Below are 13504 nucleotides of genomic sequence, written 5' to 3'. Positions count from 1 at the left end.
GACGTCCAAGAACCAATCAGGCTCCAGCGCCGACCGAGCCGATCGAGCTGACACGGTCGGCGTCGGCGTACCAGGTGTAGCTGTCCAGCACCGGTTGCCAGTTGCAGTTGGTGATCGCGCGGTGCTGCTCAGGCGGTCGTGATGTCGTACTCGCCGTCCGCGCGATGCCCGGTCGTGCCAGGGGCCTGTCGACCAGCACCTCACTGGTAGCGAACACGCCGGTCAGCTCCGGTTCGTGCAGGCAGAGGACCTGGAAGACCGCCTTCCGATCACCGAAGCCAGCCCGCCCTCAGTTCCTGCCACAACGTTTATTCAGAGGTCGCCGGCCAAGTCGGTACTGGTGATGCGGATAATGCTGGTCCAGAATGGGTTCCTGACCGCGCTCGGCTATCGCGTGGCTTTCTGTCGGTGCGAGCGTTCCGTCGAAACGAGCACGTCACGGTTTGCGGAACACGCTGGTCGAGTCGGGTTCGCGCACGCACAGCACCTGGTCGAGCAGCGGCATGATCGAGCGGTAGTTCCGCGACACTGTCGACTGACTGACGCCGTGCGCGTCGGCTAGCACCCTCTGGCTCAGATTCTGGCAACACCAGAACAGCCTGCCGATACAGCCCCAGCACTGCTGGACGCCCGGACGTTCTTGGCCAGCCGGGTGGTCCAGTGACGGTCCGCGTTTCGAACATACGTCGACCAAGCTGCGGCGGAACGTCAGTCAGCGACCACCACTGGACTGTCGGACCCGGCCAGGCACCCGACTCCCACTCTATCTTTTGTTTTTCTCTCTCTTCTTGTTCTTCCTGGCCTCTTGCTTCTAGATCGAGTTGGGGATGGGGTAGCGGCCTTTGAGGAGGGGTTGGATCTTGGGTTCGAGGGCGTCCAGGACGGTCTTGGCGGGGACCTTGCCGGTGGCGATCTGTTCGATGGCGGGGGTCAGGACCTCTTGGATGGCAGGGATGTTCTTGAGGACCTGCGTGAAGTCGCGGACCGAGTTGTTCAGCCGATAGTCGACGGCCGCGGTGCGGTACTCCGGCGGGTGGACGTCGTTCTTGGTCCACGCGTCGATCGCCGCCGCGTCGGAGTAGTACTTCGTCTCCACCGGCATCCACAGGCCCTTCTTGAACAGGTCGCTGTTACTGCCGTCGACGCTGTACGCGTAGAGCTCGATCGCCTGCTCGGGATGTTTCGTGGACGCGGACATGACCCGGCAACTGCCGGCCTCCTGGGTGATCGGCTCCTGGTACGACGGCAGGACGCCGATGCCGTACTTCAGATTGCTCTCGCCCATGTCCAGCAGCGTCCACTGCCCGTCGATCGCCATCGCGACGCGCTTCGTCTGCAGCTGCACGGTGGTCGTCGGCGCGTTCGCGGTGTCACCGCCACCGAGCTGCGCCGGGCTCGGCGCGACCTTGTGCTTGTAGATCAGGTCCTGCAGGTCCTGGAACACCTTGACGCATTCCGGGCTGTTCAGCGTGTACTTCGTACCGGTCTCGTCCGTCACATCCCCGCCGTTGCTGCGGATCAGCGGATACCAGGTCCACTGCGTCGACAACGGAGCCGAGAGCCCGAACTGACGGATCCGGTCGGCCTTGAACCCCGAGTCACTCGGCCGCTTGCCGTTCTGATCGAGGGTCAATGCCGTCGCGACCTCGAGCAGGCGGTCCCAGGACCAGGCCTTGCCGGCCTCCGCCGGGGGCGTCATCGAGGCGTCGGTGAACAGGTCCTTGTTGTACCAGAGCAGGCTGATCTCGCTCGCCGCCGGTGTCCCGGCGACCTGCTTGTCGCCGTACCAGAAGAAGTTCTGCGGCTTCCGGCCGGACAGCTGGCTGAACTTCTCGATGTAGGGGTAGATGTTGGCGATCTTGCCCTGCTCGGCCAGCCGGTACGCCGTCGGCGCGGTCATGTACGCGACGTCGGGGAGGTTGCCACTGGCAACGAGAGTGTTGACCTTGGTCTCGTAGTCGCCCGGCACGTGCACCGGCTGGACCTTCACGCCGGAGTGGGACTTCTCGAACGCCTTCGTCATCTGCTCGATCGCGGCCTTCTCGTTGGCCGAGCCCCAGTACATGAACTGCAGGTCGGCCTGGCCCCCGCTCTTGGTGGTTGATTGCCCACCGCAACCGAAGAGGCCGAGGCCGGCGGTGGCGGCGACGCCGGCGCCGAGGAAGGACCGGCGGGACAGGCCGCGCGGCAATGAACGTGGATCGGTGGGCATCGCTGGCTCCTTCGAACGCGATGAGAAAGCTGGTACTGGGTACCGCAGGAGGTCAGCCCTGGGTCAGGTGCTGAGTGAGGTAGCCACGCGAGACCTGAAGCCCTTCGAGGATCTCGGCGCGGCTCTCTTCGTCGACGCACAGGGTGGTCCCCGGGTCGAGCTTGGCAATGGTGTCCAGGACGCTGGTCAGCTCCACCGAGCCTTGTCCCAGCAGGCGGAATTCGCCGTCCTCGTAGTCCTTGAGGTGGATGTTGTCGATGACGCCGGAGAAGTCCGTGAGCAGCCCGGAGATATCGGTCACCCCGGACTTCAGCAGGTGGCCCGTGTCGACCGTGAGCCGGAGAGTGTTGTCACGCACGGCCCCGAAGAACACCTCGAAGTCGCGACGGTGCATGACGGGCTCACCGGTGTGGTGGTGCAGCGACAGTACGACGTCCTGCCCGGCGGCCTCCTCGGCCAGATCGGACAGCTCCCCGGCGAATCGGATCAGATCGCTGTCGTCGAGCCCGTCCCGGGGTACGTCGTGACACAGCACGACCCGCTGTGAGCCGACCGCACTGGCGAAGCCGACGATCGCGCGCAACCGCTGCTTGCCCTCGGCATCGAGCGGGTTCATCGTGATCAGCGATGAGACATGCCCCGGCTCGGTTCCCCAGTCGTTCCGGAACCTCTCGGCATCGGCAACGGGATCGGAGAGGTAATCGCCGTACTGGTTGCCCTTGAGCTGGAGACCGGCGAATCCGAAGTCGGGGTAGCGGTCGAACAACAGCCGTTGCTGCTCGGCGCCGCGGGTCGGTTTCGAGAATGCGATCATCACGAGGGTAGACCGTCCTTCAACTCGATGGGGGCGCCGGAGTCGGCCGACCGGTAGGCGCCGTCGAGCAGCGCGATCGTGCGGAGGTTGTCCCGGCCGCTGTTCGGGGCCTCGACGCCGGTCTCCACGGCGGTCAGCAGGCGATCGAGTCCGAGGAACATCGCCTCCGACCGTTCGCTGCCGACCAGCGGGTTGGGGATCGTTTTCGACTCGCCCTCGCGGTGCAGGACGGCCTCGGCGTACCCGAGTTGCAGGGTGCCCGCCGTACCGAAGACCATTGTTTCGGTGCGGTCGAGCCGGCTGGAGAAGCTCTGGACGTAGGTGACCGGGGTGTCGCCGAAGAAGATCTGGACGCTGGCGTCGGTCTCGCCGGCCGCTTCGATGGCCGGTGACGAGAACGTCCGGGCCGACAGCCAGGTCGCTTCCTTGCCCAGGAGCAGCCGGAACCCGTCGAACCAGTGGATTCCCATCACCGACAAGGCGTGGCGTTGTTGGGTCAGCCGCCAGCCCTTGTCCTGCCGGAACATCAGCTCCTGCTGGGAGATCGCGAGTACGTCGCCGATCTCGCCCTGCGCGATCAGCTCGCGGCCGAGGCCGAAGGCGTAGCTGTCCCGGAAGTTCTGGTTGACGGCGAGGTGGACACCCGCCGCGTCACAGGCGTCGACGATCGACCGGGCGTCGGCGAAGTCGAACGAGAGCGGCTTCTCCACGAAGATGTGCTTGCCCGCGGCAGCGAGCTCGAGGACGGCGGAGGTCCGGACGTGGCTCGGCGTACAGACGACTGCGACGTCCCAGCCGCCGGCCTCGATCATCTCGGCGACGGTCTCGTAGGTACGCGTGACGCCGTAGGTGTCGCGGACCCAGTCGCGTCGTTCGGCGAGCGGGTCGGCGGCGGCGACGACCTCGACGCGGTCCGGGTGGTTGGCGTAGCTGGTCAGGTGGGATCGGGAGATGTTGCCTGCCCCGACGAGGGCGATCTTGTGTACGGTCATGTGCCTTCCAAAGCAGTCAGTCAGTGGAGGGTGGGTCAGCCCTTGACCCCGGTCAGGGTGACGCCTTCGATCAGGTAGCGCTGGGCGAAGAAGAACAGGACGACGATCGGCAGGATGGTCGCGGTGGCGGCCGCCATCAGGTAGCCCCACTGCGCGTTGTAGGTGCCCTGGAACGACGCGAGGCCGAGGGCGAGGGTGAACTTGCTGCTGTCGTTGAGGTAGATCAGCGGATCGAGGAACTCGTTCCAGGTCCGGATGAAGGTGAAGATCCCGACCACCATCAGGGCCGGCTTCGAGAGCGGGACGATCACCTGCCAGAACACCCGCAGCGGCGAGGCTCCGTCGATGTACGCCGCCTCGTCGAGCTCGTACGGGATGGTCAGGAAGAACTGCCGGAGCAGGAAGACGTTGAAGATGCCGCCGCCCGCGCCGCCCAGCCAGGCCGGCACGATCAGCGGGTAGTAGGTGTTGATCGCCTGGACCGCGTCCCACATCAGGAACGTCGGCACGAGCAGCACCGCCTGCGGCAGCATCAGCCCGCTGAGCAGGATGCCGAAGACGACATTGCGTCCGCGCCAACGCAGCCGGGAGAAGCTGAACGCCGCGATCGAGCAGGTGACCAGCGTCCCGATGACCGTGAAGACCTCGATGATCATCGTGTTGAGGAAGTAGCGGGCGAACGGCTGCGCGGTCAGCGCGCCGCTGAAGTTCGACCATTCGAAGGGTTTCGGGATCCATTGCGGCGGTGCGATGAACATCTGGTTGTTGTCCATCAGCGCGCTGCGGACCAGCCACACGAACGGCAACAGGGTCGGGACGACGCCGACGATCAGTACGGCGTACAGGAGCACCCGTCGGTATTTCATCGCGCGGCTCCCATCTCGTAGTAGACCCACCGGTTGGAGGACCGGAAGAGCGCCACGGTGATCACCATGACGATCACGAACAGGGCCCAGGCCAGCGCGCTCGCGTAGCCCATCTGGCTCTTGGTGAAGGCGGTCGTGTAGAGGTAGTACACGTAGAAGGTCGACGCGTTGTTCGGGCCGCCCTGGGTCATGATGTAGGCCTGGTTGAAGACCTGGAACGTGCCGATGATGCTGGTGACGAGGTTGTAGAACAGCACCGGCGTCATCATCGGCAGCGTGACGTGGCGGAACTGCCGCCAGGCGCCCCCGCCGTCGATCGAGACCGCCTCGTAGAGATGCCGGGGTACGCCCTGCAGGCCGGCGAGGAAGATCACCATGATGTTGCCGAAACCCCAGCTGCTCATCAGGATCAGCGACGGCACCACCGCGGTCTCGCTGAAGACCCAGTTGGAGGTGGGCGCTCCGAGTTGCCGCAGGGTCGAGTTGAGCAGGCCGAAGTCCGGGTTGAAGATCCACAGCCACAACACGGCGTTCGCGACACTCGGCACCAGCGTCGGCAGGTAGTAGATGGTGCGGTAGACGCCGAGACCGCGGACCTTCGCGTTCAGCAGCATCGCGATCGCGAACGCGACCACCAGGGTCAGCGGCACCGCGCCGAGCGTGTAGTACGTCGTGACGCCGAGCGACTTGAGGAACAGCGGGTCCCGGCTGAACATGTGCACGTAGTTGTCGACGCCGACGAACGACGGCGTCGAGCCGATGGTCCAGTCGGTCAGGCTGAGCACCGCCGAGACGGCCATCGGCGCCAGGCTGAAGACGACGAACCCGATGATGGCAGGCATCGCCAGCAGCAGTCCCCAGCGGCGTTCGAGCCGGCTCTGCCCGCTGACCCCGCTCCGCAGTTTCCGCGCCGCGCGCGTCACAGCGGTGCGGCGGATCGCGACCTCGTCTGTCATGTCACCCTCCCGGCTGTTATTCGCCGACGACCTTCCGGTCGGGTGTCGAGAACGCGATCAGCATCACCGCGGCGTCCGTACCGACGTTGCGGGCGTTGTGGACCGTTCCGGCCGGGATCGAGATGGTGTCGCCGGCCGACATCGGCAGCTGGGTATCGCCGAGGCGGTGGTCGATCGTTCCACTGACGACGTGCAGCACCTCGTCGCAGTTCGGGTGGTAGTGCGGGGGATTCTGCTCGCCGGGCTCGATCGTGCACCGACCGATCGTCATCGTGTCGGAGTTGCCGATGGCCCCCGAAACCATCCACTCCAGCTTGCCCCACGGCTGGGGCTCGACGACGACCTTGTCGGCAGGTGTCAGTCCTCCACGGCCCACGATGTGCCTCCTGGCGTCGACTGTCCGTTGTCCTGCCATCCTGGAAGCAGCACGCGAACTCCGACAGTGCCAATTCGGCACTCGTGGCGAGGATCAGCCGCGGTTGCCGACGATCCGCCAGGCTTCGGCCAGCGCGCCGACGCCGGCCAGCAGTTCGGCGTGGCCGGCCGCGAACCCGATCCGCAGGTGGTCGTCGAAGTCGTCGACACAGCTGAACGTCGGACCGGGAAGCAGTTGTACGCCGAGACGTTCCGCACGCTGGACGAGCGTGGTCGCGACCGGGGCCGGCAGCCGGACCCACAGGGACGCGCCGCCCGCCGGCACCACCGGTTCCCATTCCGGCAGGAGGTCGGTGAGCGAGTGGAGGACGAGGTCGCGGGCCGCTCCGAGCACGCGACTGCGTTCGGCTCTGGCCTCGTCGATCCGTGGCAGGAGCCGCGCGGTGGTCACCTGCGCGAGCAACGACGTACCGAGGTCCTCGCCTGCTTTGATCGATGCCAGCGCCGCGACGGTCGCGGGATCGGCTCGCAACCACCCCACCCGCAGGCCACCCCAGAACGACTTGCTGACCGAGCCGACCGTGATCACGCCCGGCCCCCAGGCGGCCATCGGTGTCGCCGGCGGGTCGTCGATCATCGCGTCCGCCAGCGTGGTGTCGTCGAGCACGGTCAGGCCGAGGTTGGTGGCCGTGATCGCGAGCTGCCGTCGCCGGCCGGCGTTCATCACCGAACCGGTCGGGTTGTGCACGGTCGACTGCATCACGAGGAGCTTCGGCCTGGTACGGCGTACCGCTGCGATCAGCTCGGACGTCTCGATGCCGTACGGGCCGCGCCGGACCGGTTCGAGGCGTGCGCCCGCGGCCCGGAGTACCTCGATGGCGCCGCGGAAGGACGGCTCCTCGACCAGCGCGACCGATCCCGGCTCGAGCATCGACACGGCGGCCATCCGCATCGCCTGCTGAGCGCCCGACGTGATCAGGATCTGGTCCGGAGCGGTGGGCAGGCCGATCGCGCTGTAGTACTTCGCGACCTCGGCGCGGAGCGCGGGCAGACCTTCGGGGACGTATCCGTGCGAGTCGACCAGCGGCGCGAGCTCCGGACCCACGACCGACGCCGCCTCCACGACCAAGCGGAGCCCCGGCAGGGCGGCGCTGCGCAGGTCGATCCGCGGTCCGACGCCCGGCGCATTCGCCAGGAACGACTCGAACCGGTCGTCACCGCGCACCCCGAGGAACTGCCGGGCCGAGCTGACATACGTACCGTCCCCGCGCCGGCTGGTCAGGATCCCGTCGCCGCGAAGCTCGTCGAACGCTGCGCCTACGGTGTTGCGACTGACATCCAGCGCCTCGGCGAGCGAGCGTTCGGACGGCAGCCGGACACCGGCAGCCAGCTTGCCCGAGACGACCAGCATGCGCAGGTGGCTCGCCAACTGGGTGTGCAGCGCGCCCTCGCCCAGTCCCCACTGTCCCATCAGCCGAACCATCTGATGCACGTTCAGCGGGGTGACCATTCGCGGGGAATTGGCTCTCGTTGCCTTCATTCCGGTCCTCCATCATGGGACAGAACTTCGGGAGGAGACCATGGCCACCGTCGCACCCACCGTCGCACTGGTAGGCACGCTCGACACCAAGAGCTCCGAGTACCGTTTCGTCGCCGAACGACTCCGCGATCTCGGAGTCGAGGTGATCATGATCGACTGCGGAGTGCTAGGGGAGCCGGGCTTCCCACCGCAGATCTCTCGCCATCAGGTCGCCGAGCGCGCCGGCGAGGACCTCGACCAGTTGGTCGCCGCGGGTGACCGCGGCGCCGCCGTCCAGGCGATGTCGCGCGGCGCGGCGAAGGCCGTCGAGGAGTTGTACGCCGCCGGCCGGCTGCAGGGCGCGATGGCCCTCGGCGGCACCGGCGGTACGTCGCTCGCGGCGGCAGCGTTCCGGCCGCTGCCGCTCGGAGTACCGAAGCTCATCGTCTCGACTGCGGCTGCCGGCGACAACGCGCCGTACGTCGGCGAGACGGATCTGATCCTGGTCCCCAGCGTCGTCGACGTGGCCGGGCTGAACCGGATCTCGACCCGGGTCCTCGGCAACGCGGCCGCGGCGATGGCCGGCATGGTGACCGCGGCGCCGGTCGTCCCGTCGAGCGACGAGAAGCCGCTCGTGGCAGCTTCGATGTTCGGCGTGACGACTCCTTGCGTCACGCGAGCCCGGGAACAGCTGGAGGGCCTGGGGTACGAGGTCCTGGTGTTCCACATGACCGGCGCCGGCGGCCGCACGCTCGAATCGCTGGTGTCGAACGGCATGCTCGCGGGTGTCCTCGACGTCACGACGACCGAGCTGGCTGATCACCTGGTCGGCGGGATCTTCGACGCCGGACCCGATCGGCTGCGCGCTGCGGCGCGGACCGGCACGCCGGCGGTTGTCTCGCTCGGTGCCCTCGACATGGTCAACTTCGGGCCGGTCGACACCGTGCCTGCACAGTTCGCGGATCGCCTGTTCTACCAGCACAACGCCACGACGACCTTGATGCGTACCACGCCCGCGGAGTGCCGCGAGCTGGGCACGCAACTGGCGGCCAGGGTTCGCGAATCGGTGGGGCCGGCGACCGTCTTCATCCCGTTGAACGGCATCTCGGCGATCGCGGTCAAGGACGGGGCGTTCTACGACCCCGAGGCCGATCAGGAACTGTTCGACGCCGTGCGGGCCGGACTGCGGGACAGCTCCGTCGAGCTGGTCGAACTGAGCTCCGACGTCAATGCCGTCGAGTTCGCCGACGCCATGGTGCAGCGGCTGCACAGCGCGATTTCCAGTGCCGGAACCACTGCCCGGCTGTGAGCAACGAGAGATCACGAGGGAGACCGAGCATGGGACGAATCGAGCGCCACGACATCCTGCAGCGGTTGCGCGGCAAGGTGGAGCGGCACGAGCCGATCGTCGGCGGCGGGGCCGGTACCGGCCTGTCCGCCAAGTGCGAGGAGGCCGGGGGGATCGACCTGATCATCGTCTACAACTCGGGACGGTTCCGGATGGCGGGGCGCGGTTCGCTGGCCGGATTGCTTGCCTACGGCAATGCCAACGACATCGTGCTGGAGATGGCGGCCGAGATCGTCACCGTCGTCGAGCGGACGCCGGTGCTGGCCGGCGTCAACGCCACCGACCCGTTCTACCAGCCCGACGCCTTCCTCGCGGAGCTGGTCGCGGCCGGGTACTCCGGCGTACAGAACTTCCCCACCGTCGGGCTGATCGACGGCACCTTCCGTCAGAACCTCGAAGAGACCGGTATGGGCTACCAGTCGGAGGTCGAGCTGATCCGGCTCGCGGCCGAGCGCGATCTGCTCACCACGCCGTACGTCTTCTCCGCCGAGGACGCGGCCGCGATGGCCGAGGCCGGCGCCGACGTGATCGTCTGCCACATGGGCCTGACCACCGGCGGCCGGATCGGCGCCGGGACCGCGCGCAACCTCGACGACTGCGTCCAGCTGAGCAACCAGTGGGCCGAGGCTGCCCGGGCCGTCCGCGACGACGTCATCATCCTCGTCCACGGCGGCCCGGTCGCCGAACCCGCGGATGCCGAGTACGTCCTACGCAAGACCACCGGCATCCACGGCTTCTACGGCGCGTCCTCCCTCGAACGCCTCCCGGTCGAACGAGCCCTGGTCGAACAGACCCGGGCTTTCACCTCGATTACGTTCTAGTGGACAGGAGCTGGACCTCGGCGAGGTTGGTGAAGCCGCCGTGGTTGTCGCTGATGCGGATCAGGGGTGCGGACGCCGGGGCGGTCAGTGGGTAGACGTACCACTGGTTGCCGTCGGCGATTCCGGTGACGGTGGCGAGGGTCGTCCAGGTGCTTCCGCCGTCGGACGAAGCCTGGATGAGGGTTCCGTTCGCGCGCCCGGGGAAGTTGCTGCGGGGATGGACCCGGACCGCGTCGAACGTGAGGGGCGCGCCGGGGCTGACCTGGACCCAGCCGTTGCCGCTTGTGGTGTCGGTGAAGGTGGTGATGTCACCGTCGAACATCCGCCAGCCGTTCGCCTCCGGGGTGCCGACGCCGGGGAACGCCGGGCTGGAGGCAACGACCCAGCTTTGCTCGATCGGGACCGTGCGGACGCGGGTGTTCCAGAGTTGGAGTGAGGTGCCGTCGGTGGTGGCGACGATGGTCGCACCGGTCTGACCAGCGGCCGTGGTGTAGTCGATGCTGAAGCGCAGGGTGCGGCCGTACGCGACGTCAGCGGGCAGCGTCGCTGTCGCGGTCCAGTGGGTGCTGTCGCTGTTGGTGACCTGGGCGTCTAGACCCTCAACGTTCGCCATCACGGTGCTCAGCGGTTCGGCGGCGGTCATGGTGAGGGTGACGGTGTCGCCGTCCTGGGCGAGGGTCGGGTCGCTGTCGTTCGAGGCGATCGAGACGGACTGCATCGCCGTACTCATCTCGATTCGTTGCCCGTAGACCCGGAACTCGCTGAAGCTGGACAGACCGGGGTACGCCGGATCGGTCGGCACGCCCGGATGGTCGACCTGGAGCTTCAGGAACCGGAAGCTCATGCCCTTGACCTCGTACCGGACCGGGATCCGCTCCAGCGCGAACCCGTTGTCCGAGGTGTCGGTCGTCTCGCGGGATGTCAGCAACGTCCAGGTCCGGCCGTCGTTGGACCCGTAGACGTTGGCGCCCTGGGTCCGGTTCGCGAAGTTGTACCGCGCCTGCAACCCGAACGCGTCGGCGGTGATCCGGAAGCCGGATCCGAAGTCGATGATCGCGGGCGCCGTGAGATCGCCCGAGAACGTGTTGAAGTCACCGTCGAGCATGTTGCCCAGAGCAACCTGGGACAGCGTCGCCGAGGTGGCCCGGCCCCAGTAGTCGAACGAGCCGTCGTCTGACATCGTCGGCGTCAGCTTCTCCAGGTGCGCGACCGCGCTCTGCAGGTTGACGAGATCAGCCGCGAAGGTCGCTGAGTCCGCGCTCTGGACATGACCTTCGGCGACAACCTTCGCCGCCTCGACCGCGCTCTGGGTCGCACGGGTGTAGCCGGTTCCGTCGTACCCGTCCAGCGCAGCACGGATCGCTGCCGCGCGGTCCCGGCTGACCGTCAGCCGGACTCGCAGGACCGCGTCCGTGGCCGGGTCGGAGGCAACGATGAACGTGTTGACCGTCCCGACTTGCCGCGCGGTCGGACGCCACGTCAGCGTTCCGGTCTGCGTGTCGATCGCGGCACCTGCGGGCAGTGTTGTCCCGGCTGTGTAGGTCAGCGGATCGTTGTCCGTGGCAACGAGCGGCGCCGACAGCGGTTCACCCGCGACACCCAGCAGGCGTACGTCCGGGCCTTGCGGGAACGTCGGCGGTGACAGCTCGGTCTTGGCCTTCAGGTTGACGGTGTCAAGGTCCACGTCGGAGCCCAGGACGGTGTAGTAGGCGAGATACTCGCCGCCGGCGCTGCCGCGGAGCTTGGTGGTGCTCATGTCGTAGGTGATGTATCGCCACTTGCCGTGCGTGTCAGGCAGCGTCAAGGAGTAGTACGGCGACAACGTCCGCTGCTTGCGGATCTGCAAGGTCGCCGTGCCGTTCGTCCGGATCAGGACGCCGACCGGGCTGTACCCGGACCTGTCGTCGTACAGCAGCGTCCGCACCGCCAAGGTCGACCGGTCCTTCATCCGGACGTACGTCCCGTGCACCGACGTCCCCGGCGTGATCGGCACAGTGCGCGTCTCCGCCTGCACCAGTGCGCTCTGCTGCACCGGCGTCGTCGTACCGGCGAGCGACGCGGGGAACGACAGCCAGGAGTCCGGGTTGAAGTCCGGGTTGCTGTTCCAGAAATTGTACGGCGCTGTGCCCCAGAAGAACTGCGGACCGCCGTCCTGCTTGGTCGCCAGCTCGGTGATGCTCGGAGCAACCTTTGCGATCGCCGATCCGAGCAACCCCTTGTAGACCGTGTAGAGCTCGTTGGTCGGGTCGAAGAGCCGGCCGCGGTACGCCTGCGACAGCACGCCGCCGCGTTGGGTGGTGTCGATCCAGGGGATGTCCTTGCCCATCATGAACGCGAAGAACTGCTCCGATCCGCGCAGCAGCCGGTAGTCCCCGAACGCGTACGGCGAGACCGCGTCGCGCTGCGTCGACACCGTGCCCCGGACCGGATCGAGCCGGGTTCCCTGGACATCGATGACCCGCGCGAGCTGCGTCAGCATCGTGACGTCGTCCCAGGCGTGCGCCTGGTCCCGTCCCATCTCCTGCAGCTGCACGAACGAGCGCCCGTACGGATTGCGCGGATCGGACTTGCCGATCACCGGCATCACCTTGCTGAGCGCGCCGTTGGTGTCGGCGTCGGTGTTGGTCGAGTTGACCGAGAACCACTCGACCGCCTCGCGATAGCGGGGGAGGTTGTCGGTGAAGATGTAGCCGGCGATCGCGCCGATCAGCGAGTAGCTGTGCTGACCCATGAAGTTGTGGTTGCGGTACAGGAAGGTCTGGGTGAGCGGTACGACGAGGTTGGCGGTCAGGTTCGCGGTGTCGCTGTCGTTCCAGGCGAGGTCGTAGCCGCTCGTCCCCGGGTTCACGCTGGTGTAGCGCAGGATCTCCGCGGCCGCGAGCATCCGCATCAGCGGAGCGCCGCTGTGGATGTGGGCGTCCGGGTAGTACACGTACCCGTTCGGGTCCATGTGGCTCCAGATCCGGATCAGCCGCAGACTGTTCTCGCGGTACACCGGATCGCCGGTGATGACGTACTGGATCGCCTGTGTGTACGCGCGGAACGCGTCGTCGATGAACTGCGACTCGACGCCCTGGGAGTTGAACGCCTTGTTCGCGGGCTGGTCCACACCGGGGCCTTGGTTCCGCGAGCTGAAGGTCGTCGACGCGTACGACGTGACCGTCATCGCCGCGTAGTACGACGCCCACGGCTCCACGTGCTGCTGCACCTGCGTACGCGCTGTCTCGAGGGAGGACGCGCTGACCGCCAGACCGGGATGCACGAACCCGGCCGCTGACGTCACACGGTTGATCGTCGGCGCGGGGAACCCGGCCGCCGCCGCGGGCGGCGCGACTCCGGCCAGCCCACCTATCGCCGTGAGGACGGTAGCTGTGACGGTAGCCACCGCAACCGCCACGGCTGCCCGGAGCTGATTCATCGTGGGTCACTCTCCCTAGATCGTCGGCGGGGACCAGCGGGAGCCTCGCATCGCGGTCAACGGCGGCCAAGAACGAACCCGGTCCCGAAAATTTTGCAACGGTCATAGTTAACGATTGCTGTGCGACGCTTGAGCGCACATCGAGCGGTTGATCCAGAAAGCGCTCTCTGGTCTGTGTGGAGG

12 protein-coding genes are annotated in these 13504 nt (G+C 67.0%); 2 read left to right on the top strand and 10 right to left on the bottom strand.

Annotation, left to right across the window (positions count from 1 at the left end):
* Nucleotides 1-16: 16 nt before the first annotated feature.
* The 9 genes from ABT313_RS01795 to ABT313_RS01755 form a co-directional block, all read right to left on the bottom strand.
* Complete coding sequence (locus ABT313_RS01795; protein WP_350847572.1) at nt 17-217, bottom strand: hypothetical protein; 201 nt, start codon at nt 215-217, stop codon at nt 17-19.
* Between the two features lie 219 nt (nt 218-436).
* A complete protein-coding gene (locus tag ABT313_RS01790; protein ID WP_350847570.1) occupies nt 437-565 on the bottom strand; it encodes a helix-turn-helix domain-containing protein in 129 nt (42 codons plus the stop codon).
* A 246-nt stretch (nt 566-811) separates the two neighbouring features.
* Complete coding sequence (locus tag ABT313_RS01785; RefSeq protein WP_350847568.1) at nt 812-2212, bottom strand: extracellular solute-binding protein; 1401 nt, start codon at nt 2210-2212, stop codon at nt 812-814.
* Between the two features lie 52 nt (nt 2213-2264).
* Complete coding sequence (locus ABT313_RS01780) at nt 2265-3026, bottom strand: sugar phosphate isomerase/epimerase family protein (protein WP_350849830.1); 762 nt, start codon at nt 3024-3026, stop codon at nt 2265-2267.
* On the bottom strand, nt 3026-4018 hold the full coding sequence (locus ABT313_RS01775) for a Gfo/Idh/MocA family protein (protein WP_350847566.1): 993 nt from the start codon (nt 4016-4018) through the stop codon (nt 3026-3028). The genes ABT313_RS01780 and ABT313_RS01775 overlap by 1 nt, the downstream gene beginning before the upstream one ends.
* Nucleotides 4019-4053: 35 nt before the next feature.
* Nucleotides 4054-4884 carry a carbohydrate ABC transporter permease gene (locus ABT313_RS01770; protein WP_350847564.1) on the bottom strand — a complete coding sequence of 277 codons (831 nt, stop codon included), beginning with the start codon at nt 4882-4884 and terminating at the stop codon, nt 4054-4056.
* Nucleotides 4881-5840: a carbohydrate ABC transporter permease gene (locus ABT313_RS01765; protein WP_350847562.1), complete on the bottom strand. Its 960-nt coding sequence runs from the start codon at nt 5838-5840 to the stop codon at nt 4881-4883. The genes ABT313_RS01770 and ABT313_RS01765 overlap by 4 nt, the downstream gene beginning before the upstream one ends.
* A 16-nt stretch (nt 5841-5856) precedes the next feature.
* Nucleotides 5857-6216, bottom strand: a complete 360-nt coding sequence (locus ABT313_RS01760; protein WP_350847560.1) for a cupin domain-containing protein — start codon at nt 6214-6216, stop codon at nt 5857-5859.
* Between the two features lie 93 nt (nt 6217-6309).
* Nucleotides 6310-7686, bottom strand: a complete 1377-nt coding sequence (locus tag ABT313_RS01755) for an aminotransferase-like domain-containing protein (protein ID WP_350847558.1) — start codon at nt 7684-7686, stop codon at nt 6310-6312.
* Nucleotides 7687-7795: 109 nt separating this feature from the next.
* Here ABT313_RS01755 and ABT313_RS01750 point away from each other — a divergent pair, with 109 nt between their 5' ends.
* The gene (locus ABT313_RS01750; protein WP_350847556.1) at nt 7796-9043 is read left to right on the top strand and encodes a Tm-1-like ATP-binding domain-containing protein; all 1248 of its coding nucleotides are present in this window, start codon (nt 7796-7798) and stop codon (nt 9041-9043) included.
* Between the two features lie 29 nt (nt 9044-9072).
* Entirely contained in the window at nt 9073-9903 is an 831-nt protein-coding gene (locus tag ABT313_RS01745; RefSeq protein WP_350847553.1) for a phosphoenolpyruvate hydrolase family protein, read from the top strand.
* On the opposite strand, the gene ABT313_RS01740 is transcribed toward ABT313_RS01745, so the two are convergent.
* A complete protein-coding gene (locus ABT313_RS01740; protein WP_350847551.1) occupies nt 9893-13321 on the bottom strand; it encodes a discoidin domain-containing protein in 3429 nt (1142 codons plus the stop codon). The genes ABT313_RS01745 and ABT313_RS01740 overlap by 11 nt on opposite strands.
* Nucleotides 13322-13504: the final 183 nt, after the last annotated feature.

Origin of the sequence: Kribbella sp. NPDC000426 (assembly GCF_040300265.1) — a bacterium.
Taxonomy (GTDB): domain Bacteria; phylum Actinomycetota; class Actinomycetes; order Propionibacteriales; family Kribbellaceae; genus Kribbella.
The sequence above is the reverse complement of the archived record's forward strand: the minus strand, read 5'-3'. Positions and strand labels throughout refer to the sequence as shown.